22 protein-coding genes are annotated in these 24,217 nt (G+C 73.3%); 16 read left to right on the top strand and 6 right to left on the bottom strand.

From position 1 onward, the window contains the following. Positions 1-150: 150 nt before the first annotated feature. The gene (locus FXF51_RS63100; protein ID WP_187414874.1) at positions 151-1,461 is read right to left on the bottom strand and encodes a TetR family transcriptional regulator; all 1,311 of its coding nucleotides are present in this window, start codon (positions 1,459-1,461) and stop codon (positions 151-153) included. A gap of 192 nt (positions 1,462-1,653) precedes the next feature. On the opposite strand from FXF51_RS63100, the gene FXF51_RS42000 reads away from it, so the two are divergent. The 3 genes from FXF51_RS42000 (at position 1,654) to FXF51_RS41985 (ending at position 4,544) form a co-directional block, all read left to right on the top strand. Next, complete coding sequence (locus FXF51_RS42000) at positions 1,654-2,241, top strand: RNA polymerase sigma factor (RefSeq protein WP_262380180.1); 588 nt, start codon at positions 1,654-1,656, stop codon at positions 2,239-2,241. Then, entirely contained in the window at positions 2,234-3,265 is a 1,032-nt protein-coding gene (locus FXF51_RS41990; RefSeq protein WP_187414879.1) for a hypothetical protein, read from the top strand. Before FXF51_RS42000 ends, FXF51_RS41990 begins: the two co-directional genes overlap by 8 nt. 82 nt (positions 3,266-3,347) lie before the next feature. Further along, positions 3,348-4,544, top strand: a complete 1,197-nt coding sequence (locus tag FXF51_RS41985; RefSeq protein WP_222871699.1) for a cytochrome P450 family protein — start codon at positions 3,348-3,350, stop codon at positions 4,542-4,544. A gap of 9 nt (positions 4,545-4,553) precedes the next feature. On the opposite strand, the gene FXF51_RS41980 is transcribed toward FXF51_RS41985, so the two are convergent. Further along, positions 4,554-5,930 carry an NlpC/P60 family protein gene (locus tag FXF51_RS41980; RefSeq protein ID WP_148440343.1) on the bottom strand — a complete coding sequence of 459 codons (1,377 nt, stop codon included), beginning with the start codon at positions 5,928-5,930 and terminating at the stop codon, positions 4,554-4,556. A 220-nt stretch (positions 5,931-6,150) separates the two neighbouring features. Between FXF51_RS41980 and FXF51_RS41975 the strand changes: the two genes are divergently transcribed. From FXF51_RS41975 to FXF51_RS41960, 4 genes are all read left to right on the top strand, one after another. Then, entirely contained in the window at positions 6,151-7,209 is a 1,059-nt protein-coding gene (locus FXF51_RS41975; RefSeq protein ID WP_187414873.1) for a glycoside hydrolase family 19 protein, read from the top strand. Between the two features lie 24 nt (positions 7,210-7,233). Beyond that, on the top strand, positions 7,234-8,088 hold the full coding sequence (locus FXF51_RS41970; protein WP_148440342.1) for a lytic polysaccharide monooxygenase: 855 nt from the start codon (positions 7,234-7,236) through the stop codon (positions 8,086-8,088). A 171-nt stretch (positions 8,089-8,259) separates the two neighbouring features. Then, a complete protein-coding gene (locus FXF51_RS41965; RefSeq protein ID WP_262380179.1) occupies positions 8,260-9,639 on the top strand; it encodes an MFS transporter in 1,380 nt (459 codons plus the stop codon). Then, on the top strand, positions 9,636-10,466 hold the full coding sequence (locus tag FXF51_RS41960) for a carbohydrate deacetylase (RefSeq protein ID WP_187414872.1): 831 nt from the start codon (positions 9,636-9,638) through the stop codon (positions 10,464-10,466). The genes FXF51_RS41965 and FXF51_RS41960 overlap by 4 nt, the downstream gene beginning before the upstream one ends. 12 nt (positions 10,467-10,478) lie before the next feature. Here FXF51_RS41960 and FXF51_RS41955 read toward each other — a convergent pair whose 3' ends face one another. Next, positions 10,479-11,342: an oxidoreductase gene (locus FXF51_RS41955; RefSeq protein ID WP_316247664.1), complete on the bottom strand. Its 864-nt coding sequence runs from the start codon at positions 11,340-11,342 to the stop codon at positions 10,479-10,481. Positions 11,343-11,562: 220 nt separating this feature from the next. On the opposite strand from FXF51_RS41955, the gene FXF51_RS41950 reads away from it, so the two are divergent. Continuing rightward, positions 11,563-11,940 (top strand): hypothetical protein, encoded by a 378-nt coding sequence (locus FXF51_RS41950; RefSeq protein WP_148440339.1) that lies wholly within the window; start codon positions 11,563-11,565, stop codon positions 11,938-11,940. 53 nt (positions 11,941-11,993) lie between these two features. After that, a complete protein-coding gene (locus FXF51_RS41945) occupies positions 11,994-12,722 on the top strand; it encodes a PEMT/PEM2 family methyltransferase (protein ID WP_148440338.1) in 729 nt (242 codons plus the stop codon). Here FXF51_RS41945 and FXF51_RS41940 read toward each other — a convergent pair. Further along, positions 12,712-13,281, bottom strand: coding sequence for a hypothetical protein (locus FXF51_RS41940; RefSeq protein WP_148440337.1), 570 nt, complete (start codon positions 13,279-13,281; stop codon positions 12,712-12,714). The two genes, FXF51_RS41945 and FXF51_RS41940, sit on opposite strands and share 11 nt — an antisense overlap. A 226-nt stretch (positions 13,282-13,507) precedes the next feature. Here FXF51_RS41940 and FXF51_RS41935 point away from each other — a divergent pair, with 226 nt between their 5' ends. From FXF51_RS41935 to FXF51_RS41910, 6 genes are read left to right on the top strand one after another with little or no spacing between them, the layout of a single operon-like run. After that, positions 13,508-13,756, top strand: a complete 249-nt coding sequence (locus tag FXF51_RS41935) for an acyl carrier protein (RefSeq protein WP_262380178.1) — start codon at positions 13,508-13,510, stop codon at positions 13,754-13,756. Next, on the top strand, positions 13,753-14,988 hold the full coding sequence (locus FXF51_RS41930; protein WP_262380177.1) for a beta-ketoacyl-[acyl-carrier-protein] synthase family protein: 1,236 nt from the start codon (positions 13,753-13,755) through the stop codon (positions 14,986-14,988). The genes FXF51_RS41935 and FXF51_RS41930 overlap by 4 nt, the downstream gene beginning before the upstream one ends. Before the next feature lie 15 nt (positions 14,989-15,003). Beyond that, positions 15,004-15,339 carry a hypothetical protein gene (locus FXF51_RS41925; protein ID WP_148440336.1) on the top strand — a complete coding sequence of 112 codons (336 nt, stop codon included), beginning with the start codon at positions 15,004-15,006 and terminating at the stop codon, positions 15,337-15,339. Positions 15,340-15,373: 34 nt separating this feature from the next. Next, a complete protein-coding gene (locus FXF51_RS41920) occupies positions 15,374-16,987 on the top strand; it encodes a fatty acid CoA ligase family protein (protein WP_148440335.1) in 1,614 nt (537 codons plus the stop codon). Next, the gene (locus FXF51_RS41915; protein WP_148440334.1) at positions 16,984-18,099 is read left to right on the top strand and encodes an NAD-dependent epimerase/dehydratase family protein; all 1,116 of its coding nucleotides are present in this window, start codon (positions 16,984-16,986) and stop codon (positions 18,097-18,099) included. Before FXF51_RS41920 ends, FXF51_RS41915 begins: the two co-directional genes overlap by 4 nt. Continuing rightward, on the top strand, positions 18,099-19,052 hold the full coding sequence (locus tag FXF51_RS41910) for an alpha/beta fold hydrolase (protein ID WP_148440333.1): 954 nt from the start codon (positions 18,099-18,101) through the stop codon (positions 19,050-19,052). The genes FXF51_RS41915 and FXF51_RS41910 overlap by 1 nt, the downstream gene beginning before the upstream one ends. Here FXF51_RS41910 and FXF51_RS41905 read toward each other — a convergent pair. Further along, on the bottom strand, positions 19,030-21,204 hold the full coding sequence (locus tag FXF51_RS41905; RefSeq protein ID WP_148440332.1) for an MMPL family transporter: 2,175 nt from the start codon (positions 21,202-21,204) through the stop codon (positions 19,030-19,032). The genes FXF51_RS41910 and FXF51_RS41905 overlap by 23 nt on opposite strands. Positions 21,205-21,245: 41 nt before the next feature. Further along, complete coding sequence (locus FXF51_RS41900) at positions 21,246-22,256, bottom strand: 3-oxoacyl-ACP synthase III family protein (RefSeq protein WP_148440331.1); 1,011 nt, start codon at positions 22,254-22,256, stop codon at positions 21,246-21,248. Between the two features lie 323 nt (positions 22,257-22,579). On the opposite strand from FXF51_RS41900, the gene FXF51_RS41895 reads away from it, so the two are divergent. Further along, the gene (locus FXF51_RS41895) at positions 22,580-24,088 is read left to right on the top strand and encodes a carotenoid oxygenase family protein (protein WP_262380176.1); all 1,509 of its coding nucleotides are present in this window, start codon (positions 22,580-22,582) and stop codon (positions 24,086-24,088) included. The last annotated feature ends 129 nt before the right edge of the window (positions 24,089-24,217 follow it).

Genomic DNA, 24,217 nt, shown 5'->3' with positions numbered 1-24,217 from the left:
GCTGCGTCACAGCCGCACCCGGGGGGACATGGCGCGGGAGATCGCACAGCCGAACGGACGGGGCGGCAGGCACGTGGTGCAGCGGCGGATGATGATCGCCCCGTCTGAGAAAAGCTAACCGGAGTCGGAAAATTAAGTCAAATGATTGGTTCAATGGCTGGATGCGGGGGCGAGGTACAGGCCCTCGACGGCGTCCATCAGCTCGGCGGCCGTGGCTTCCCACGCAGCCCTGGCCGCGTCCGCGTCCGCCGGCAGCGTGCGCTCGCGATGGGCGCAGGTGTGCACGAGCAGCGTGCGGGCCATGTCGTCGCGCCGGCGGCGCAGCTCCGGCGGGAGGCCGGGCAGGCAGCGGTGCAGGCCGGCGACGACCGTGTGGAAGCCGGGCGCGTCGTGCGAACCCCCCGCCACCAGCTCGCGCAGCCGCGGTTCCGTCATGATCTGCGCGGCGAGCCTGGCGTACCAGCTCTGGGTTCCCAGGCTGCTCAGGTGGTCGGTGAACGGCAGCACGACGCAGGCGACCCAGTCGCGCAGCTCCGTGCTGTCGCCCCTGGATCGCAGCAGCCGTTCCCTGATCCGCTCCAGCCGCGCGGTGTGGTCGTCGACGATCGCGCGCAGCAGGTCGGACTTGGTGCCGAAGTGGTAGCCGACCGCGGCGTTGTTGCCCTGGCCCGCGGCCTCGCTGATCTGGCGGTTGGAGACCGCGAACACCCCGTGTTCGGCGAACAGCCGCTCGGCGGTCAGGAGGATCCGGCTCCTGGTCTGGCTCGCCTTCGGCGTGGCCCTGTTCGTGGCTCTGTCTGTCGCCCTGTCCGCGGTCCTGCTCGCGGTCCTGCTCGTGGTCCTGTTCGTGGCTCTGTCGGCGGCTCCCGTCGGCCTGATGGCCGCCGTGCCCGCCGCGGCCAGCGCGAACAGCTGGTCCAACAGCTCGAACAGGCGCGCCTGGCCGCTCTCGGCGTCCCACGCGGTGAAGGCCTCCCGTACGCAGGCCAGCGCCATGCTGCTCATCGCCCGGGCGCGCAGCCCGGTGATGCCGCGACCGCCGAGCCAGGCCAGGACGGACTCCTCGAAGTACATGTTGGCCAGCAGGAGGAAACGGTTCAGCTCGGGCTGGCCCGCCAGGATGCGCCGCCGCGCGGACACCGTGCGGAACTCCACCGCCAGGTACGCCCTGAGCGCCCTGGTCAGGGCCACCCACGGGTCGGCGCCGACCTCCCGGGCGAGCAGCTCCGCGACCTGCGCCGCCTCCCCGGGAGCCGGGTCGAACAGCGCACCCGCCTTCGTCTCGAAGTGGTTGAAGAACGTGCGCCGCGACACCCCGGCCGCCGCCGCGATGTCGTCGATCGACACGGCGGCGAATCCGCGCTCCTCGAACAGGGTCAGGGCGGCCTGGCGCAGGCGGTGCCAGCGCTCGGTCTTGTCCGCGGCGACGGTGGTGCGGAGGTCCGGGGACGTGGAGGTCACCCCTAGACAGTAGGGCCTCGGTGAGTCGGGCCGCACCTGCACTTAGTGCAAACGACTGCTCGGTTGGGCGCAGAAGTGAACAGCGGCCCGCACACGCGCGGGGGAAGACGATTCCGGGTTGCGGCGAAGGATGGGTGATCGTGACCGCCGAACCTGACCGGAAGGCTTGACCTCCATGCCGGAGACAAGAACGTGAGTACCGAAGTGAGCGAACAGGCGACCGACCATGAGCTGGCCGACGCGGAACTGGCCGCGCGGTTTCGGCGCGACCCTGCCCTGTTCACCGCCGTCCACGACCGCTACTACCGCGACATCTACCTCTACGTCGCCGGTCGCCTGGACACGCAGATCGCCGAGGACCTCGCCGCCGAGACGTTCCTGCTGGCCTTCGACCGCCGCGACCGGTACGACCCGGAACGCGGCGACCTGCGGCCCTGGCTGTTCGGCATCGCCACCAACCTGATCGCCCGGCACCGCCGCAAGGAGATCCGCCACTACAGGGCGCTCGCGAAGCTGGGGCCCGAGCCCGCCGTGGAGGGCCACGAGGACCGGGTCGTCACCTCCGTCGCCGCCGAGCGCATGCAGCCGCACCTGGCCAAGGCGCTGGCCGCGCTGTCCGGCGGCGAGCGCGACGTGCTGCTGCTCGTGGCGCTGGGCCAGCTCAGCTACGACGAAGTGGCCCAGGCGCTCGGCATCGCCGCCGGCACCGTGGGCTCCCGGCTCAGCCGCGCCCGAAGCAAGATCATCGCCCTTGTCGAGAAGGAGCACACCCGTGGATGACCTGGACGCCGTCGCGACCCTGCTGGCCAAGCCCGCCCCGTCGACCGAGGCGATCGACCGCAGCCGGGAACGCCTCCAGGCCTGGATCGCCCAGGGCGACGCCCGCCCAGGTCACGCCCGCTGGGGCCGCGCTCGCCCGGACCAGACCCGCCCGGACCAGACCCGCCCGGACCAGACCCGCCCGGACCAGACCCGCCCGGACCAGACCCGCCCGGACCAGACCCGCCCGGACCAGACCCGCCCGGACCACACCCGCCCGGACCACACCCGCCGGGGCCGCGTTCGCCGGGGCCGTGGCTGGCTTCTGCCCACGCTGGGCATGGCCGTAGCCGCCGCGGCGGCCGTCGCCGTGATCCTCACCGGCGCGCTCCCGCCCGCCGCCGCACCGGCCTCTGGCCGGGACGTCCTGCTGATGGCTGCCGCCAGCGCCGAACGCATCCCCTCGGGGACGGGCGCCTACTGGCACATCACCCGCACCTGGCAGAGCGTGGACGGTCCGGAGGCGCAGGAGAGCTGGACCGGCCGCGACGGCCGCCGCTGGACCAGGAACGAGCCGTACGCCACTCCAGGGGCCGTCGTCGAGGACCCGGCGCCGTTCAGGCTGATGGGCGCCGAGATCGGCTTCGCGGACCTCGAAGCGCTCCCGTCCGAACCGGAGGAGCTGAAGCGGCGCCTGGCCGAACTGCCGAGACACGACCACGCCATGATGCCCGCCGACCGGGAGGGCGCGCTCGTCTCCCCGCTGATCACCCTGATCACGGAGCTGCCGGCGCCCGCGCGGGTGCGTTCGGCCGCGTTCGAGGCGCTCGCCGGCACGCCGGGGGTGGAGAACGCCGGGCCGGTCGAGGGTGGGCAGGAGCTGCGGATTCCGTTCGCCGGGAAGCTGACGATCAAGATGGTCGTCGATCCGGACGCCGCCCGGGTGGTGCGCGCCAACGTCCTGTTGACGTCCGAAGGGGGGTCGGCGATGAGCAACTCCTACATCTCGGTCACCACCGGGTGGACGGACGAACTCCCACGCTGAGCAGGCAACGCCGGGTATGCGGCCCGTACACGCGGCTCTGCCATCCTGACCTCAGCAGACACGCGAGGCGGAGAGGTGCACGTTGCAGAACGGCGAGACGTACCCGGCAGTGAACCTCGACCGGGCCTTCTTCCAGGACCCGCACCCGGCCTACCGGCGCGTGCGTGAGACGGGGCCGGTGCGGCCCGCGCTCGCGCACCGGCGGCTCCGGGTGTGGCTGGTCACCAGGTACGCGGAGGCCAGGGAACTGCTCAACGACCCCAGGCTGGCCAAGGACAGCGCCAGGGCGGTCGAGCTGTTCCCGCCGGGCACCGCGGGCCCGTACGCCTCCTCGCTGTCGGCCCACATGCTCAACTCCGACCCGCCGGACCACACGCGCCTGCGCAAGCTCGTCAACAAGGCGTTCACGGCCAGGACGGTGTCCCGGTTGCGCCCGCGCATCGAGCAGATCACCGACGGCCTGCTCGACGCCATGGCCGAGGCGGGCGAGACCGACCTGATGGAGTCGTTCGCCTTCCCCCTGCCGATCGCCGTCATCTGCGAGCTGCTCGGCATCCCGGCCTCCGACCACGACGAGTTCAGGACCTGGACCGGCCCCTTCGTGGCGGCCTCGTCGCCCGAGGAGATGCGCGAGGCCCACACGTGGATGCTGGCCTACCTGACCCGCCTCGTCGCCGCCAAGCGCGCCGAACCCGGCGAGGACCTGCTGTCGGAGCTGGTGCACATCTCCGACGAGGGCGACCGGCTGTCGCGGGACGAGGTCGTGTCCATGGCGTTCCTGCTGCTCGTGGCGGGCCACGAGACCACGGTCAACCTGATCGCCAACAGCGTGCTCGCCCTGATCGGCGACCCCGCCCAGCAGGCCGCGCTGCGGGCCGACCCCGCCCTGCTGCCGGGCGCGGTGGAGGAGTTCCTGCGCTTCGACGGGCCGATCAACATCGCGACCCTGCGTTTCACCACCGAGCCGATCCGGGTCGGCGACGTCGAGATCCCCGCGAACGAGTTCGTCTTCATCTCGCTGCTGGCCGCGAACCGCGACCCGGACCGGTTCCCCGACCCCGACCGGCTGGACGTCAGCCGGCCGGGCGGCGGCCACCTGGCCTTCGGTCACGGCATCCACTACTGCGTGGGCGCGCCGCTGGCCAGGCTGGAGGCGCAGATCGCCATCGGGAAGCTGCTCGGCCGTTTCGCCACGATCGAGCTGGGCTCGCCCAGCCTGCAGTGGCGCGCCAGCACCCTCATCCGGGGGGTGCACAGCCTGCCCGTACGGGTTCGCTGACGACCGGCGTCAGCGGGACGGGCGCACCGCGGTCAGGTAGCTCCGCCGGTCGATGGAGTCCACCCGGACGACCGCGCCGGTGCTGGGGGCGTTCACCATCTGCGTGTTGTTGATGGCCAGCCCGACGTGGTCCGGGCCAGGGCGGGTGGGGTCGGTGTCGTAGAAGACCAGGTCGCCCGGCCGCACCTCGGAACGCGCCACCTTGCGGCCCTTGTTGACCTGCTCGTAGGTGGTGCCGCCGATGCGGACGCCGGCCTTGCTCCAGGCGTACTCGGTGAGGCCGCTGCAGTCGAAGCCCTTGATGTCCGCGCCGCGGCCGATGCCGTAGCTGGGGCCGGCCGGGCCGCCGCCGCCCCAGGAGTAGGGGATGCCGCGCTGGGTCAGGGCGGCGCTGACGGCTGTGTTGCCGCCGGCGCCGGTGGCGGTGAGCGGGGTTCCGCTGCCGCCGCGCATGTCGCCGTCACGCATGTTGCCACTGCGCATGTTGTCGTCGCGCATCGTGCCACTGCGCATGTCGTCGTCGCGTACGTCGTCGTCGCGTGCATCGTCGCGTTCGTCGTCGTCGCGTTCGTCGCACAACCCCGCCGCGATGTCGCCGACGATGTCCTCGGCCTCGTCGCGCGCCGTGTCGGAGTCCTCGTCCTGATCAAGAATCGTCTCGGAGTCCTCGGCGTCGTCCTCTTCCCGCAGGTCGCCGGCCAGCGCGGAGACGACCTTCTCCCGGGAGAGCCCAAGACCGGCGGCGGTCTTGAGCCGCTCTTGGATGCGGGCCTTCTCCCTGTCCGTCAGGTCGAGATCATCCAGGTCACGCTCGTCCCATAACGCGGCGACGAGCTGCTTGGCGAGCGTCTCGTGCTTGGCGTACCTGCCCCGAAGATCGGTCCGGGGCCGCTGCACGAGCGCGGCGGCCTTCGTCAGCGGCATGCTCTGCCACCTGGGCACGCGCACGAGCCGCTGGTAGAACGAACGGGCGGCGCGGCTCGGGGTGGTGACCTGCTCGCGCGTCCCCCAGCCGGCGGCGGGTGTCTGCTGGAACAGGCCGAAGGACCTGCCGCTCGCCGAGACGGCGCCGTTGTCGAAGCGGCTTTCCTGGAACGCGGTGGCCAGCGCGATCTCCGCCGCCCGGCGCGGCAGGTCGAGGTCGGCGGCGGCCTCGACGATGACCTCGGCGTTGCCGGTCTGCTCGGCGGTCAGGCCGAGCCCGGCGGTGTCGCCTCCCGCGTAGTCGCACATGGTGCTGTTCAACTGGTCCGGGTTCGCCGAGGCGGCGGCGTACCCGGGGCCGGTCGAGACGGCGGCGATCAGGGCCATGCCTGAGACCAGCCCGCCCCCCGCGGCGATGGCCCTCTGGGCCGCGCGGCCCCCCGGTCTGTGGTGCTCGATCATGCGGTCCCCCTTGGTCGGTGCTCTGGACTGTTCGTCGCGGAGCGGGGCGTGGACGCATGGACGAGCGGAATTTGTGCGCAGGAGCGGGACACCGAGGCCGGCGCACCCCGCCTGACATGGGACTTGACTGAAAACCTTGTCGCGCCGGACCGGATCATGCCACCATCGCCTCTACTCATAGGAAACTTTCCTAAGGGTTAGACAGCGAAGGGAGTGTCGGGTGCGACGAAGCCTGACGTCGCTGGCCGCCGCGCTGCTCGCGGCGGGCACGATCTCAGTCATCCTCCCCGTGTCGTCGGCCTCAGCGGCAGCCTGCGCGACGGCATGGAACGCCTCCACCGCCTACCAGGGCGGCGCCGTGATCTCTTACAACGGCCATAACTGGTCGGCCAAATGGTGGACGCAGAACGAGACGCCCGGCACCGCCGGCGTCTGGGCCGATCAAGGCGCCTGCGGAGGCGGCACGCCCGCCCCGTCCTGCGACCACCCGAACTGGGTGGCCGGGCAGTGGTACGCGGCGGGCAGCATCGTCCGCTACACCGACGGCAACCACTATGTCGCCGTCCACGAGAACCCCGGCTACGACCCGGTGATCTCGCACTGGTACTGGGACCCGTACACCTGCGGCGGCACCACCCCGACCGATCCGCCCGGCCAGGGCGGGTTCGTGGTGAGCGAGGCGCAGTTCAACCAGATGTTCCCTGGACGCAACGCGTTCTACAGCTACAGCGGCCTGACCGCCGCCATGTCCGCCTACCCGGCGTTCGCCGGCACCGGCAGCGACACCGTCAGGAAGCAGGAGGCCGCCGCCTTCCTGGCCAACGTCAACCACGAGACGGGCGGCCTCGTCCACATCGTCGAGCAGAACACCGCCAACTACCCGCACTACTGCGACTCCGGCCAGCCCTACGGCTGCCCCGCCGGGCAGGCCGCCTACTACGGCCGCGGCCCGATCCAGCTGAGCTGGAACTTCAACTACAAGGCGGCCGGTGACGCCCTCGGCATCAACCTGCTGGCCGACCCGTGGCGGGTGGAGCGGGAGTCCGCGGTCGCTTGGAAGACCGCGCTCTGGTACTGGATGACCCAGAACGGGCCGGGCACCATGACCGCGCACAACGCCATGGTCAACAGCCGCGGCTTCGGCGAGACGATCCGCAGCATCAACGGCGGCATCGAGTGCGGCGGTGGGAACCCCGCCCAGGTGCAGAGCCGCATCAACGCCTACCAGCGCTTCACCCAGATCCTCGGCGTGAGCCCGGGCGGCAACCTCTCCTGCTGATCCCCCCACCCCCCAGGAGTACGCATGCGCAAGAGCACCATCGCCGCCGCGATGGCCGCCTCCGGAGTGCTGGCCCTGCTGCCGGCGTCCGCGGCCAACGCCCACGGCACCATGTCCAACCCGCCCAGCCGGGTCTACGTCTGCAAGAACGAGGGCCCGGAGGCGCCGAAGTCCGCCGCGTGCAAGGCCGCCGTCGCCGCCGGCGGCACCCAGGCCTACTACGACTGGAACGAGGTCTCCCTGCTGGAAGCGGGCGGACGGCACCGCCAGCTCATCCCCGACGGCAAGCTCTGCAGCGCGGGCCGCGAGAAGTACCGCGGCCTCGACCTGCAGCGCGCCGACTGGCCCGCGACCAAGGTGAGCCCCGGCAACTTCACGCTCACCTACCACGCCACCGCCCCGCACGCGAACAGCAACTTCGAGTTCTACATCACCCGCGCGGGCTGGAACCCGACCATGCCCCTCAAGTGGTCCGACCTGGTGCACATCAAGACGTTCAACGGCCAGAACCCGACGACGTTCACCAACTGGACCATCAACCTGCCGCAGCGCACCGGCCGGCACGTCCTCTACTCGATCTGGCAGCGGGTGGTCGGCAGCAACGAGGCCTTCTACACCTGCTCCGACGTGGACTTCGGCGGCGGCAACCCGTCGACCCCGACCCCGTCCCCGACCGCCACCCCGACCACCACCCCGAAGCCGACGCCCACCCCCACGCCGACCGCCACCCAGCCGGGCGGCACCTGGCGCGCGGGCACGGCCTACCGCGTGGGGGACAAGGTGACGTACAACGGCGTGACCTACTCGTGTATCCAGGCGCACACGGCGCTCACCGGCTGGGAGCCGCCGAACGTGGCCGCCCTGTGGAAGCGCGTCTGACGCGGTGACCAGACCGGCGGCGCCCGGCGGGAAGCCGGGCGCCGCCGATCGGGTGGAACGAGAGGCCGCCGCCGGACGATCACCTGAATGGGGGTAAACCCGTACCGTGAGGGCTCGCGGCGATGCCCGCCCCCGTACGGCATCGCCGCCCCCCGCAAGGAAGGTGATCGCGTGTCCCAGCCTGCTACGGTCTCCGACCCGGGGCGGACTCCCGCGTGGCGCTACGCCATCGGCATGTTCGGCACCTCGATCCCGATCAACATGATCAAGGGATCGATGATCCTCTACTACGTCGACATCCTCGGCCTCGACGTCCGCGCCTACGGCGCCGTGATGGTGATCTACGCGGTCATCGACGCCCTCGACAACCCGCTGCTCGGCCACCTGTCCGACCGCACCCGCACCCGGTTCGGCCGGCGGCGGCCGTGGCTGCTCGTCGGCGCGCCGATGCTCGCCGCCTGCATGATCGCCTTCTTCTCGGCGCCGTCCTCGCTGGAGGGCATGGGCCTGGTCGTGTGGTTCGCGGTGTTCGCGATCCTGTGCGAGGCTTTCGACTCGATGCTCAACGCGAACTACGGCGCGCTGCTGCCCGAGCTGTACCCGCGCGAGCGCGACCGCGCCGTCGCCAACAGCCTGCGGCAGGGCTTCCAGCTCGTGGCGCTGGTGATCTCGCTCGCCGTCACCCCGCTGCTCACGACGAGCGTGTTCGGCACCGAGGAGTCCACCGAGGGCTTCCAGACCACCGCGATCATCTACGGGGTGGTGGCCGTGGTCGTGATCGCGTTCATGGCGCTCAGCGCGCGCGAGCGGCCGCGCTACTCGACGCGCGAACGGTCCCGGCTGCTGCCCGGCGTGTGGTCCATCGTGCGCAACCCGATGTTCTGGACGGTCGGGCTCACCGGCGCCTGCTACGGCATCGCCATGGCGCTCGTGCTCTCGGGCATCCAGCTCTACGTCCGCTACTCGCTCGGCCTCCCGGTCGTGAACGCGCTCTACCTCCAGGGCGTCGTCATCCTCGTCTCGGCGGCCGGACTCGCCGTGTGGACGCGCGTCGTGGCCCGCCGCGGCGCCATGTGGGCCTGGCGGATCGCCTTCGCCGCCCTCGCGGTCAGCTTCGCCGCCCTGTTCTTCGCCACCGACCTGCTCACCGCGATCGCCGCCGGGGTGCTCGTCGGGGCCGGGTGGTCGGGGATGCTGGCCACCAACGACCTCATCGTGGCGCGGGTCCTGGACGCCGACGCGACCCGCAACGGGGAGCACAGGGAGGGGCTCTTCCTGTCGGCGTTCGGCTTCTTCTCGCGGCTCAACGGGATCGTGACCGGGCTGGCGCTGACGTCGCTCGGGGTGTTCTTCGGGTACAACTCGGGGGACGACCCCGGGGGCGATCCCGGGCTGGCGTTCCGGGTGTACCTGTGCGCGTACCCGTTCGTGCTGACCGCGATCGGCGCGGTGGCGGCGTGGCTCATCTCGGTGCCGGTGGAGACGCCGCCCGAGGCGGTCGAGCCGGACGGGACCGCTGTGGACGACAGCGCCACGGAGCAGCCCCGGTGAGCCGTCGCGTCGTCATCACCGCCGACGACCTCGGCCGCGAGCCTGGAACCACCGACGTCATCGCCGCGCTGCTCGCCGAGGGACACGTCTCCGCGACGACGCTCATCTGCGTCTCGCCGGAGGCGGAGCAGGCCGCGGCCCGCATGCGGCAGGCGGGCGTCGTGCCCCGCCTGCACGTGACGCTCACCAGCGAACGCGGCCTGCCGCGCTGGCGCCCGCTCGACGGCGCGGCCGGCCTCGCCGACCCCGACGGAACGCTCAGCGACGACCCGTTCGTGCTCGGCGCGCGCGGCGAGACGGCGGACGTCCTGCGCGAGGCGGACGCGCAACTCCGCTGGATGCGCGCGCAGGGCCTGCCGCCCGTGGCCGCCGACTCGCACTCCGGCACCCTGTACGGCCTGCACGGCCGATCCTGGCTGGCCGGGACGCTCGCCTGGTGCGCCCGCAACGGCCTGGCCTTCCGGCTGCCCCGCGACCCCGAGCCGTACTTCGGCGGGCCGCTCCCGCCGCCGCTCGCCGCCGCCCACGCGCAGGCCGTCGCGCACGCCGACGCGCTCGGCGTGCGCATCCCGCAGACGATCGCGACCAACCGCAGCACGGCCCGCGACCTCGGCGGTTACGAACGGCTCAGGGACGACTACCTGCGCCGCCTCGCCGCCCTGCCCGAGGGCACCAGCGAGCTGTTCCTGCACCCGTCCCGCGAGGACGCCGTCATCGGCCCGGACGGCATCGTGCGGACGTGGGAGGCGCGGCTGCTGCGTGACCCCGTGTGGCACCAGGCCCTCGACAGCGAGGGCGTCGAGGTGGTCGAGAGCTGGTGGGCCTGACGCCGCCGTCCGCTATCCCAGCTCGGCCAGATCCTCCACGCTCAGGCTCAGCCTGCCGGCGGCGACGTTCTCCTCCAGGTGGGCCGGCGATCCCGTACCCGGAATGAGCAGGATGTTCGGCGAGCGGGCCAGCAGCCAGGCCAGCGCCACCTGCGGCACCGTCGCGCCGTTCCTGGCGGCGACCGCGTCCAGGCGCTCGGCCGTGAGCGGCTGGAAGCCGCCGACAGGGAAGAACGGGACGTAGGCGATCCCGGCTTCCGCGCAGGCGTCCACGATCGGGTCGTCCTCGCGGCGCGTCAGGTTGTAGAGGTTCTGCACGCAGGCGATCGGCGCGATCTTGCGGGCCTCCTCGACCTCGGCGGCCGTGACGTTGGAGACGCCCAGGTGCCGGATCAGCCCCTCCTCGCGCAGCGCGAGCAGCGTCTCCAGCGGCTCGGCCAGGGGCGTCCCGCCGCGGTCGAGGTCGCCCATCCGCAGGTTCACCACGTCCAGGCGGTCCACGCCGAGCGAGCGCAGGTTCGCCTCGACGCCGCGGCGCAGGCCGTCCGGCGTCAGGCCGGTCTTCCGCGGCGCGGGCAGGGCGATGTCGGGGCCCTCGACCAGCGCCCCCACCTTGGTCACGATCACCAGGTCGTCCGGGTACGGGTGCAGCGCCTCCCGGATCAGCTCGTTGGCCGCCACGCCGTCACGGGCGTAGTAGTTCGAGGTGTCGATGTGGTTCACCCCGAGCTCCACGGCCCTGCGCAGGACGGCCAGCGCCGTCTCCCTGCCGGGACGCTCGCCCCTCGGCCAGCCGGTGAGTTTCATCGCGCCGTAGCCGATCCGCGCGACGCTCAGATCGCCGCCCAGCGCCCATCGTTCCGTTGTCACGATCATCCACGGTAGAGGCCGGAAGCGTTCCGGCCAAACACCCCACGGCGCCGGCCGCCGCCGACCACGCGGATGCGGATGGATCGTCACGTGCGGGGCAAACTTGATCAATTCCTTGACGGCGTACGTCGCGTCACAAGTGATCACCTAATGCCGCATCGGCGACGCTGAGTGACAGATCGCCTCCCGCGCCCTGATCCGTCGCCGCCTCGACCAAGGAGTCACCGTGCGCCTCCGCGCTCTCGCCGCCGCCCTCTGCACCGTCCTGCTCGCCGCGCCCGCCGCCGCCGACACCCCCGACCCGCTCACCGCGCCGGCTGCCGCGCCCGGCGGTGATACGGGCAAGCTGTGCGTCAGCGTGCCCGTGGGGGCGATGGCCCAGGCGTTCAGCACCTTCTTGTCCAGCTTCGCGGCGAGCGCCGCGCCCGCCGCGGAAGAGACCGCGGCGGGCAGCGCCATCGCCCCAGCCGTAGCTGAGGCCGCGGCGCCCAGCGTCATCGCCCCTGCTCAGCCCCGGACCGCCCAGGTGCAGGCGTCGGGACCGCGCCCGTCCGGCCCCGTCGTGCCCGAGAACATGCTCGTCCTGCAAGCCGCCCCCTGCTGACCCGGCCCACGGGACACACGGCACCACCCGTCCAGCGACCGGAAGACCCGCACATGCACACCATCACCACCGCGCGGCCCGCCACCTGGCGGCTGCCCATCATCCTGCTCGGCATCTCCGGCCTGCGCCTGGACCGCGGCACCCGCTACCGCCCCGCCCGCCTGCTCCTGTTCACCGCGATGGCGGCCCTGTACTACCTGCTCACCCCCGTGCTGACGACCCCGGCCGTGGCCACCGCCTACGCCACCGCGGTGTGGCTGCTGTACTACGGCGGGCTGAGCCTGACACTGGGCGGCCCCGGCCGCACCGCCCTCATCGCCCGCTTCGGCGAGGACCGCGCCTACGCCATGTACGAGGTGGCCCTGGGCCTGCTGTTCATGAACCAGGGCTTCGCCCAGGCCGTCGTCATCTACGCCTACGGCGACAGCCTCCCGGCGGCGATCCCGTCCTGGGCGGCGTACGTCATCGGGGCGGCGCTCATGGCGGCGGGCACGTTCACGAAGGTCTGGGCGGCCCGCACCGCCGGCCTGGACACCTACTACTGCCGCGACATGTTCGCGGGCCGGCCGCTCAAGGACGCGGGCGAGCTGGTGGTCGCCGGCCCCTACAGGTACCTGCGCAACCCCATGTACGGCGCCGGCAACCTGCACGCCTACGGCTGGGCCGTCTGGTCACGCTCCCTGGAAGGCCTCGCCTTCGCGGCGGCCTTCCAGCTCGGCATCTACCTCTTCTACCACTTCTGCGAACGCCCCTTCATCGAGCGCGCCTACGTCAGGTCATGAAGGTGATCTTCCCGGTGCCGTGGACGGCGCTCAGCCCCTTGGTGGCGCAGGCGTTCACGTCGGAGGTGGGGGTGGCGGTGCCGGCCAGGCTGGAGCCGGCCAGCGCCCCCTTGGTGACCCGCCCGCCGAGCAGCATGTCGCCCGGGTTGTAACCGGCCACCTTCTCCACGGACGGCCGCACGGTGGACACGCCCGTCTGCCTGCCGTCGGCCCCGTACCAGGTGATGGTGCCCTTGCCGCGGACGTCCCGCACGCCGGCGCAGGAGGCGCGGCCGGTGCTGTGCACGTTCATGATGCCCGAGCGCAGGTGGGCGGCCGACGGCGAGGCGGAGGCGCAGCCGGTCAGCACGATGCCGGCCTGCGCCGTCACCGTGCGCGGCAGCAGCTTGACCGGCGGGGAGAACGTGATCGGACGTTCGGAGGTGGTGGCGACCTGGCAGGTGAGCAGCGTCTGCCGAACGGTCGCCGAGGCGGTCGCGGGGGCGGGCGCGGGGGCGGGCGCGGTGGCAAGGACGGCCGCCAGGGCCGCGGCTACGGGCATGAGCGGGTGAACGGGCATGTCATCTCCTCGTACGTGCCGTGATCGGTGCGCGGCTGATCCCTCGCAGGCGCGCCCACGACAGAAGCGAGCATGATCTGCGGCGGCACGGGCGAACCGCTTCGCGGCAAAACTTGATCAACTCCTTAACGGCGGACGACGTGCCACAAGTGATCATCTATCGCCCCATCGGCGACGCTGGGTGACACGAGCCGCGTTTCGACGCGCTGGCAGGAAGGAGCCCGACGTGAGCGACGACGACATCGTGACCGTGGTGCGCGAGCGTTGCGCGAAGATTCTCAAGGTCGATCCGAGCCGGGTCACCGAGGACGCGCTGCTGCGCGAGGACCTGGAGGCCGACAGCCTGGACCTGGCCGAACTGCACGTCGCCCTGGAGGACACGTGGGGGCCGCTGCCCCGCGAGACCCTCGCCGACGTCCGGACGGTGGGCGACGTCTACGCCAAGGCGCGGCTGCTGCTGAGCGAGTCCGCGTGAGGGATTCCCGCGTCCGGGTCGCCGTGACCGGGATGGGCGTGCGCACGACGGCGGGCGCCCACCCCAAGGAGCTGTGGAACGCGCTGCTGGCCGGCCGCTCCACCGCCCGGACGATCACCTCGTTCGGCACCGAGGGGCTGGGCGTCGGCTTCGCCTGCCAGATCAGCGACCTGGACACCTCGGCGTACCTGACGCCCAAGCAGGCGTCCCGGCTCGACCGGGTCGCCCAGCTCGCGCTCTGCGCCGCCACCGACGCGCTCGCCGACGCCGGCGACGGCCCGCCCAGGACGCCGCCGCACCGGCGCGCGGTCGTCACCGGCACCGGGTTCGGCGGCAGGATGACCGACGAGACGGTCATGCTCACCGGCCGGCACCCGGAACGCGGCAACCCGGGCCCGCTGCACGTGCCGATGATCATGCACAACTCCGCGGCGGCGGCCATCGGCATCCACCACCAGATCCAGGGGCCGAGCCTGTCCGTGGAGACGGCCTGCGCCTCCGGCTCGCACGCGATCGGCGAGGCCGCCCGCCTCCTGCGCGACGGCTCCGCCGACCTGGTCATCGCCGGGGGAGCGGAGGCCTGCGTCACCCCGACCGTGCTGCTCGCCTTCCACCGCTGCCAGGCGCTGTCACTGCGCAACGACGCGCCTGAACGCGCCAGCCGGCCCTTCGACCGCGACAGGGACGGCTTCGTGCTGGCCGAGGGCGCCGCGTTCCTCGTCCTGGAGAACCTGGAGCACGCCCTGCGCCGCGACGCCCGCATCCACGCCGAGCTCACCGGCTACGCCTCCACCTCCGACGCCCACCACCTCACGGCCCCGCCGCCGCACGGCGAAGGCGCCGCCCGCTGCATGCGCGCCGCACTCGCCGACGCCCGCCTCGCACCGGACGAGATCGCGCACGTCAACGCGCACGGCACCGGTACGCCGCTCAACGACGTGGCCGAAGCCCAGGCGATCACCCACGTGTTCGGCCCCGCCCGCGTGCCCGTCACCTCGATCAAGGGGGTCACGGGGCACGCCATCGCCGCCGCGGGCGCCATCGAAGCCGTGGCCGCCGTCCTGTCCATGAACGAACGAGCCATTCCGCCGACCGCCAACCTCGACCACCTGGACCCGCGTTGCGACGTCGACGTCGTCAGCCGGGTACGGCCCATGCCGCCGGGGCCGGTGATGTCCAACTCGTTCGGCTTCGGCGGCCACAACGCCACGCTGATCTTCTCGCCATACTGACCAAGGACTCTCGCTGTGCGCATCTCCGCTCTCGCTCTTCTCGCCGCCGCCCTTCTCGCCACCGCCGCCCCCGCCAGTCCGGCCGCCGCCGACGTGCCCGGTGGGGTCGCGGCGGGGCCGGATCCGGAACGGGTGTGTCTCACCGTGCCTGTGCAGGCGCTCGCCCAGGCCTTCACGAACTTCTTCAGGTCCGGCTCCGCCGGCGGGTCGCAAGCCGGGGTCTCCGCTGCCACATCAGCGGCCGCGGCGCCGGGCGCCACTTCATCGGGTGTCGCGGCGGCACCCGAGACGCAGATCCTAGGCTTCCAGCTGCCCAGGGACCTGCGCGTCCTGGAGGCCGCGTCCTGCTGACCCCCCGCTTCCGAGCTGTGAGAGGTGATGTGGTGTGACCACCCCGCTCTTCGACGTCGTGGCCATGACCGAGCACTGGGCGCGCGCCCATCCCGGCACGGTCGCCTGCCGCGTCGAACGGCGCCGCCACACCGAGACCCTGACCTACGCCCAGCTCGACGACCTCATCACGGGGGCGGCGACCAGGCTGGCGCGCGCCGGCGTCACGGCGGGAACACGGGCCGCCGTCCTGGTCCCGCCCGGCCGTGACCTGGTCGCAGTGGTCCTGGCGCTGCTGCGGCTGCGGGCCGTGCCGGTGCTGATCGATCCGGGCCTCGGGGCGCGGGCGGTCGGCGCGTGCCTCGCGGAGGCCGCTCCCGAGGCGTTCGTCGCGATCCCGCGCGCCCACCTGGCGCGCGTCCTGCTGGGCTGGGCGCGCGACAGCGTGCGCACCACCGTCACACTCGCCACCCGCTCCATGTGGCTCGCCCGCACCCGCCACGCCCGCACCCGCCACCCGGCCTGGACGGCACCGGACGGCGACGAACCGGCGCTCATCGTCTTCACCTCAGGCTCCACCGGCGCGCCCAAGGGCGTCCCCTACCGCCACCGCCATCTGGCCGGACAGACCGAGCTGCTCGCCCACCTCGGCGCACTGGAACCCGGCACCACGCTGTACTCGACCTTCCCCCCGTTCGCCGTGGCGGCCCCGTCGATGGGGTGCGAGGCGATCATCCCGCGCCGCACCCCCAGCCGCCCGGAACGCACCGACCCGGCCGCCATGGCCCGCTCGATCACCACCCACCGCGTCCGCGCCCTGTTCGCCGCCCCCGCCCTGCTGGACCGGCTGGCCCGCCACTGCCTGCGGCACGACCAGATCCTGGACACCGTCGAGGTGGTGCTCACCGCCGGCGCGCCCCTCCCGTTCCCGGTGCTGCGCCGCGCCCTGCGCTGCCTGCCCCCGCACGCCGACGTGCGCTCGATCTACGGAGCCACCGAATGCCTGCTGGTCAGCATGGCGGACGCCGCCGAACTGACCGCTACCGCCGAGGCCACCGCGCGCGGCGCGGGCACCTGCCTGGGCGGCGTCCTGCCGGGCAACAAGGTGCGCGTCATCCGCATCACCGACGAGGCGATCCCACACTGGTCGGACGACCTTCTCGTGCCGCCGGGCACCGTGGGCGAGATCACCGTGGCGGGCCCGGCGGTCGGCGACCCGTACCTCGCCCGCCCGGACGAGGGCGCCCTGGCCCGCGTCGACGACCACGGCGAGCCCGTCCACCGCATGGGTGACCTGGGCCTGATGGACGAGCAGGGGCGGCTGTGGTTCGCGGGGCGCAAGAGCGAGCGGGTGCGCACCGCCGGCGGCGAGCTGTACACCGACCAGGTCGAGCCGATCGTCAACGCGCTGCCGGGCGTGCGCCGCAGCGCGCTGGTGGGCGTGGGCCCGCCGGGCGACCAGCGTCCCGTCCTGTGCGTGGAGTGCGAGCCGGGCACCTCACGCCACGAGACCCTCGAACGGGTGCGGGCGCTTGCCGCCACGGGCGGCGCTGTCGCCGAGGTACTGGCGCATCCAGGCCTCCCCACGGACGTCCGGCACGCCAGCAAGATCCGCCGCCCGCTCCTGGCCCGCTGGGCCGCCCGCAAGCTCGGCCTGGAGGAACGATGAAGGTCCTGGTCACCGGCGGCAGCGGATTCCTCGGCCAAGCCATCTGCCGGCTCCTGGCGGCACGAGGCGAGCACGTCTCCGCGCTGAACCGCCGCCACCACCCGGCACTGGCCGATCTCGGCGTGCTCCAGCACACCACCGATCTGCGGGACCGGGACGGCGTCAGGGCCGCCGTGTCCGGCTGCGACGCGGTGGTGCACTGCGCCGCCCTGGCCGGCATGTGGGGCCCGGCCCACGCCTACCGCTCGATCAACGTGGAGGGCACCGCGAACGTGATCGAGGCCTGCCGGCGTGCGGGCGTCACCCGTCTGGTGCACACCTCCTCGCCGAGCGTCGTCCACGACGGCCGCGACCTGGAGGGCGTGGACGAGTCGGCCCCGTACGCCCGCCGCTTCCCCGCCCCGTACCCGGCCACCAAGGCGATCGCCGAACGCATGGTCCTGGCCGCCGACGGCGACCGGCTGGCCACGGTCGCGCTGCGCCCGCACCTCATCTGGGGGCCGGGCGACCCGCACTTCCTGCCCCGCTTCGCCGCGCGGGCCCGCCGCGGCCGGCTCGTCCTGCCGCGCGCCCCCGGCAAGCGCATCGACACCGTGTACGTCGGCAACGCCGCGGAGGCCCACCTGCTGGCCCTGGACGCGCTCGCCCCCGGATCGCCGCCCGCCGGCCGCGCCTACTTCATCACCCAGGACGAGCCGGTCACGCTCACCGACTGGGTCAACGGCCTCCTGGGCGCGGCGGGCCTGCCGCCGGTGACCCGCCACGTGCCCGCCCGGCTGGCCCGCCTGGGCGCGGCGGCCGTCGAGCACGGCTACCGGCTGGCCCGCGTACGGGCGCAACCGCCGATCACCCGGATGGCGGTCGTGCAGGCCACGACGTCCCACTGGTTCGACATCTCCGCCGCCCGCCGCGACCTCGGCTACGAGCCGCGCGTCGGCATGGCCGAAGGGCTGGCCAGGCTTGCCAGGCACCTGTCCGGCGACCCCGCCGCCCCGGACCACGCCTCCGTCCGCACGTCTGAGGTCCTGACGCCGGCCCGCCACCCGTCCGCCCGCACGCCTGAGGTCCTGACGCCGGCCCGCCACCCGTCCGCCCGCACGTCTGAGGTCTGATGCCCACCCGCACGCGCCCGCCCCTGCCCGGCTACCCCTTCGAGTCGCGCTGGTTCACCCATGACGCCCTGCGCCTGCACTACCTGGACGAGGGCGACGGCGCGCCCGTGCTCATGCTGCACGGCAACCCGTCCTGGAGCTACCTGTGGCGACGCCTCGTCCTGGCGCTGCGCGGCGAGCACCGCTGCATCGCCCCCGACCACCTCGGGATGGGCCTGTCCGACAAGCCCGCCGCCGGCCGTCACCCCTTCACCCTGGCCTCCCGCGTGGACGACCTCGACGCCCTCACCGACCACCTCATCACCGAACGCTCCGCCCCCGAGAACGGCTGGACGCTCGTCATGCACGACTGGGGCGGCCCCATCGGCATGGCCTGGGCCGCCCGCCACCCCGGCCGGGTGTCCCGGCTGGTCGTGCTCAACACCGCCGCCTTCCCCGACCCGCACGGCCCGCGGGTGCGCCCGGCGCTGCGGCTGCCGCTGTGGCTGCTGCGGGAGACGCGGCTGGGCGAGCGCCTGTTCCTGCGCCACCACGCGTTCGCCCGGCTGGCCACGCTGCCGCCGTTCGGGCTGCGCGACCGGCTCCCGCCGGACGTGCGGGCCGCCTTCCTGGCGCCGGACGACGGGAGGGAGCACCGGCTGGCCGTCCAGCGGTTCGTCCACGACATCCCGCTCGGCCCCGGCGACCCGTCGTGGCCGCTGCTGGTGCGGGCGGGGGAGACGCTGGCCGCGTTCGCCGACCGGCCCGTACTGATCGGGTGGGGGCTGCGCGATCCCGTCCTCGACCCGCTCATGCTGCGCGAGTGGCGGCGGCGCCTGCCGCGCGCGCAGGTGCACGCCTTTCCCGGCGCCGGGCACTACGTGCTGGAGGACGCCCACGACAGCCTCGTCCCGGCGATCACCGCCTTCCTGCGCCACACTGAACCGGCCGTCACCGCCTTCCTGCGCCGCTGAACCCGGGCAGCCACCAGTTCCACCGCCCCAGCAACCGCATCAGGCTCGGCACCAGCACCATCCGGATGATCGTGGCGTCCAGCACGATCGCCGCCGCCACCGCGAACCCGCCCTGCTGAAAGTCCAGCCGCCGCGTGAGCATCAGCCCCCCGAACGTGACCGCCATGATGGCCGCCGCCAGCGTGATCGGACGCGCCGTGCACCGCAGCCCGTGCACCACGGCGGCGGTGTTGTCGCCGCTCCGGCGGTAGTGCTCGGCGATGCGGTGCACGAGGAAGACCTCGTAGTCCAGGGACAGCCCGAAGACGATGGTGAACACGATCAGCGGCAGCAACGCGTTGACGTCGGCGCCCTCCGGCCCCAGGTCCTGGAAGACGGCGGTGAGCAGCCCGAAGGCGGCACAGACGGACAGCAGGTTCATGGCGACCGCCTTGAGCGGGATCAGCAGGCTGCGGAACGTCAGCAGCAGCAACCCGAACGATGCCAGCAGCACCACCGCCAGCACCTGCCACAGCCCGTCCAGCGCCGCCGCCGCCAGGTCGCCGAGCCGCGCCGCCGGCCCGACGGCCGGCATCGGCTGTCCGGCGGGCAGCAGGCGCGCGCCCATCGCGTGCAGGTCCCGCTGGAACGCGGCCGCGGCGGCCCCGTCCGGCGGGCACCGGTCGGCGATGAGCATCACGGTCAGGTCCCTGCCGTTGTCCATCACGGTGGCCATGGACACCCTCGGGTCGGCCCGCAGCGCCTGCTGGAAGGCGAAGGTGTCCACGGGCGCGGCGCCGCCGGGGTGCGGCAGTGCCACGGTGGTCAGCCCGGCCACCCCGTCGCGTTCCAGCTCGGCCATCCCGGCGCCGATGTCGGTGCCCGCCAGCGCCGGACGGTCGTAGTGCAGACCCATCCGCAGGTGCAGCACCGGCACGGCGGCCAGGGCCAGCACGGCGACGGCGGCCACGGCGTACCGGCCGGGCCTCCGCATCATGTGCTCGGCGCTCCGCAACCACGCCGCCCGCCCGCCCGCCGCCCCGGCCCTGCGCCACGGCAGCGTGCCGAACTCCAGCCACCGGTCCAGGCGGGACAGCAGCGCCGGTCCCAGCGTCAGCGCGGCGGCCAGGGTGACGAGCGCGGCCAGCATGCCGGCCAGCGCCAGGGAATGCGCCCACGGCACGTCCACGACCAGCAACGCGCAGGACGTGACGACGATCGCGGCCCCGCACCACAGCACCGTGCCGCCCGCCGTGGCGGCGGCGCGCCCGGCGGCGAGCCGCGTCGTCAGCCCGGCGCGGCGCGCCTGACGGTAACGCAGCAGGATCAGCAGCGTGTAGTCGAGCCCCAGCCCCAGCGACATGGTGACGGTGTAGGTCAGCATGGTCGAGTCGACCGGCGCCAGCGCCGCCGCCACCGCGAGCGCGCCCACCGCGGTCAGGATCGCCGCACCGCCCACCACCAGCGGCAGCGCCGCCGCCCCCACCGCGCCCAGGCCGAGCACCAGCAGCACCGCCGCCACCGGGACGGTCATCGCCTCCATCGACCGCAGATCCGCCATGTCGGCGTGCGCGAGCTGCGCGAAGGCCCGGCTCACCCCCAGGATGGTCACGGTGACCACGCCGCCCGACGCGTCCTGGGCGGCCTGGCGGGCGGTCGCGAGCTGGGCGGGCAGGTTCCGCTGCCGGGCCGGCTCGTCGCCGTGCACGCCGGCCAGCACGTACGCGTGGCGGGGGTGCCCGCCGTCGGTCCCGGGCAGCGGCAGCATCGCGCCGACGTCCGGACGGGCGGCCAGCGCCTCCACCGTGGCGGCGACCGCCCGCTGGTGGCGCGGCTCGTCCGCGTTCAAGGTGGACGAGCCGAACGCCAGCATCATCTGCTCGCCGCCCAGCTCGGGGAAGCCGCGCGCGACCACCGCCGCGGCTCTCGCGGACGGTGAGCCGGGCACCTCCAGCGAGGGCGGGGCCAGCCGCTGCGCGAGGCCGGGCAGCACCGTCAGCGCCGCGCCCGCCAGGAGCAGCCAGCACGCGATGACGAGCCATCCGGCCGGGCCCGCGACCGCCCGCCCGAGCCGGTCGAGGACGCCGGAGCCCGCGGCGAGACCGTCCTGCCACAGGCCGGACCCGGCGGGGGGTACGGCGCGGGGGCTGCGATGACGGATGCCGACCGGCATGGACACTCCTCCTCATGGTCCGGTCCCGGCGGGGCGCGTCCTCACCAGCGCAGCAGCACCGTGCCCGAGCTGAGCCCGCTCGCCACCCCCACCAGCGCGACCAGGTCGCCCCGCTTGAGCCGCCCCGCCTCCTCCGCCGACCGCAACTGCATCGGCAACGTCGAGGCGGCCAGGTTGCCGTGATCGACGATCGTCACCTCGGCCTTGTCCGGCGGTAGCTCGATCAGCTCGCACAACCAGTGCAGCGCCGCCAGCGACGGCTGGTGCACGCACACCACCGCCATGTCCTCCCAGCCGAGCCCCCGCTCTGCCAGCGGCTGCCGCAGCACGCTCAGGTCCAGCTTCTGCACCCCGATGGCCAGCGAGACCGGGTCGATCGCGAAGGGCCCGGCGCCGAACCCGCCGAGCGGATCGCGTACGAACGGCATGATCGAGGACTCCCAGTACGCGGAGTTCGCCCCGAATCGGTCCCCGAGCACCCCTGGTGTCCCGCTGGACTCCAGCAGCAGCGCCGTGCCCGAGTCGGAGACCGTGTAGGACGGGATCGCCGGCTCGAAGTCCTCCTGCGACTCCAGCCGCCACTGGATGCCGGCGGTCACGACCTCGCCGCACGCGATGAGGACCGTCCGGTGGTAGCCGCCGGTGATGAGCGCGTCCGCGAGGTGGATCGCCCGCAGGACGCTGTTGCACGCGTCCCGGACGTCGAAGACGGGGCAGTTCGCCCCCAGCTTGGCCGCCACCATGTGACCGGTCGCCGGCTCGACGGCGTCGCCCGACACGCCCGCGTAGATGATCAGGTCGATGGACGGCGGCGCGTGCCCGGTCTGCCGCAGCAGCCGCCGGGCCGCCGCCACCGCCAGGTCCGACGCCATGCTCTCCGGCGGCGCGACGTGGCGGCGCCGCACGCCGCTGTGCCGCTCGATCAGGCCACGCGGCACCTGGACGCCGGGGTTGCGTTCGGCGAGCAGGTCCTCCAGCCGCGGTGTCGTCAGGCTGTCGTCCGGCAGGTGCACCGCCACCCCCGCCACGCGGGAGTACCGCGACCGGCTCATGCGGGCTCGCCCCTTCCCCGTACGGGCCGCGCGGCTGGCCGATAGAGCATGCTAAGTCCGCCTTTCCTGGGCAACAGGCGCCCACGATAAGCAAGACCCGGCGGCGAACCTAGCTGAACCGCCGAGCGCACGCCCCGGCTTGCCGAGGCCTTGACCAGCGCCACCGCGCGGCGATCCCGGCGGGCGCCGCCGAGCGGCAATGTGGCCACGGCGCGCCTAGGCGGCGCCGCCGCCCCGTCCTATGGTGACGCTGCCCCGAACCTCGCTGGAGGCGCCGTGATCGACCCGCTGGTGACGCTCTCCCGTACCTCGCTGGAGGCGTCGTGATCGACCCGCAGACCGTCGAACAGTACGGCCTCCCCGGCCACCTCCAGGCGGTGCCCGACGAGATCGACGCCGTACACCTGCCCGTGACCGGCACGCTCCCGCCCGAGCTGGACGGCCGCTATCTTCGCAACGGCCCCAACCCCCTGCCCGGCCGGCGCAGCGGCCACCTCCAGGCCGGTCCCGGCATGCTGCACGGGGTACGGCTGCGCGGCGGGCGCGCCGAGTGGTACCGCAACCGGTGGGTGCGGACCGGCGCCTTCCACGACAAGCCGTTCGTCACCCCCGACGGCCGGATCGACCTGACGGCCACCTCGGCCAACACCCACGTGATGGCGCACGCCGACCGCGTCTACGCCCTCGTCGAGGTGGGCCTGCCGTACGAGGTGACGCCCGACCTCGCCACCGTCGGCCCCTGCGACTTCGGCGGCCGGCTCACCACCGCCATGACCGCCCACCCCAAGACCGACCCGGACACCGGAGAGCTGCACTTCTTCGGCTACGGCTTCGTCCCGCCGCTGCTCACCTACCACCGGCTCGACGCCAAGGGCGAGCTCGTCCACAGCCGGGAGGTGCCGGTGCGGGCGGGCACGATGATGCACGACTTCGCCGTCACCGAGCACCACGTCGTCTGGCTCGACCTGCCCATGACGTTCCAGCTCTCCCTGGCCGACCGGGGCATCCCGTACGGCTGGGACGAGGCTCACGGCGCCCGGCTCGGCCTGATGCGGCACGATCGTCCCGGCGCCGAGGTGACGTGGTTCGAGATCGAGCCGTGCTGGATCTTCCACGTCGGCAACGCCCACGAGGACGCCGGCGGCCGGGTGATCCTCGATGCCGTCCGCTACTCGCCCGCCGAGTGGACCGCGCTCTGGGCGATGCTGTCCCGGGCGGACGCCGCGCGCGGCTTCTCCCCACGCCTGTCCCGCACCGACGCCGAACGCACCTTCGGCCCCCTACCCCCGCCGCCCCTTCCGACCCCGCCGCCTGGCTCCGACCGTGGCGTCGGCTCGCGAACCGACGGCGCGCGCGACCTTGGCGCCCCGGCGATCGGCCGTTCCTCCCTGCACCGCTGGATCCTCGACCCGGCCACCGGCCGCGCCACCGAGCAGCAGCTCGACGACCGGGTGGTGGAGTTCCCCACGATCGACGACGACCTGACCGGCCGGCGCTCCCGCTACCTCTACACGGTCACCGGCAACGAGCCCCGCAGCCGCGACCACTGCGCGATCGTCAAGTACGACGACGTCACCGGCACCTGCGCCGTGCACGAGCTGGACGCCGAGACGATGGTCGGGGAGGCGGTGTTCGTGCCGGCGACGCCGGGCCCGCGCCGCGAGGACGACGGCTGGCTGATGGCCGTCGCCACCCGCCGCGACGGCTCCGCCTCACAGCTCCTGGTGCTGGACGCGGCCCGCGTGGAGGGCGGCCCTGTGGCGACGGTGGAGCTGCCCCGCGGCGTCCCGGCCGGATTCCACGGCTCGTGGATCCCCCGATCCCGCGAGTGAACTCCGGCGGGCGAGGTGGAGCAGGTGTCACCTTCGACGGGGCCGCCGCCGTCGGGCGGAGCGCGTCCGGCCAGAACGGGAGCGCGGTCACGCCGGATGGACGGCGCCGGTCATAGGGATGTGATCTCC

It is taken from the genome of Nonomuraea sp. PA05, assembly GCF_008086045.1.
Taxonomy (GTDB): domain Bacteria; phylum Actinomycetota; class Actinomycetes; order Streptosporangiales; family Streptosporangiaceae; genus Nonomuraea; species Nonomuraea monospora.
This window is presented reverse-complemented; position numbering and strand designations above follow the sequence as displayed.

What these genes read in the sequence shown, in the direction of transcription:
- FXF51_RS41980 (WP_148440343.1), bottom strand. Translation starts at nt 5,930, where the DNA reads ATGATCGAGCACCACAGACCGGGGGGCCGCGCGGCCCAGAGGGCCATC.
- FXF51_RS41970 (WP_148440342.1), top strand. Translation starts at nt 7,234, where the DNA reads ATGCGCAAGAGCACCATCGCCGCCGCGATGGCCGCCTCCGGAGTGCTG.
- FXF51_RS41955 (WP_316247664.1), bottom strand. Translation starts at nt 11,342, where the DNA reads ATGATCGTGACAACGGAACGATGGGCGCTGGGCGGCGATCTGAGCGTC.
- FXF51_RS41945 (WP_148440338.1), top strand. Translation starts at nt 11,994, where the DNA reads ATGCACACCATCACCACCGCGCGGCCCGCCACCTGGCGGCTGCCCATC.
- FXF51_RS41940 (WP_148440337.1), bottom strand. Translation starts at nt 13,281, where the DNA reads ATGCCCGTTCACCCGCTCATGCCCGTAGCCGCGGCCCTGGCGGCCGTC.
- FXF51_RS41915 (WP_148440334.1), top strand. Translation starts at nt 16,984, where the DNA reads ATGAAGGTCCTGGTCACCGGCGGCAGCGGATTCCTCGGCCAAGCCATC.
- FXF51_RS41910 (WP_148440333.1), top strand. Translation starts at nt 18,099, where the DNA reads ATGCCCACCCGCACGCGCCCGCCCCTGCCCGGCTACCCCTTCGAGTCG.
- FXF51_RS41905 (WP_148440332.1), bottom strand. Translation starts at nt 21,204, where the DNA reads ATGCCGGTCGGCATCCGTCATCGCAGCCCCCGCGCCGTACCCCCCGCC.
- FXF51_RS41900 (WP_148440331.1), bottom strand. Translation starts at nt 22,256, where the DNA reads ATGAGCCGGTCGCGGTACTCCCGCGTGGCGGGGGTGGCGGTGCACCTG.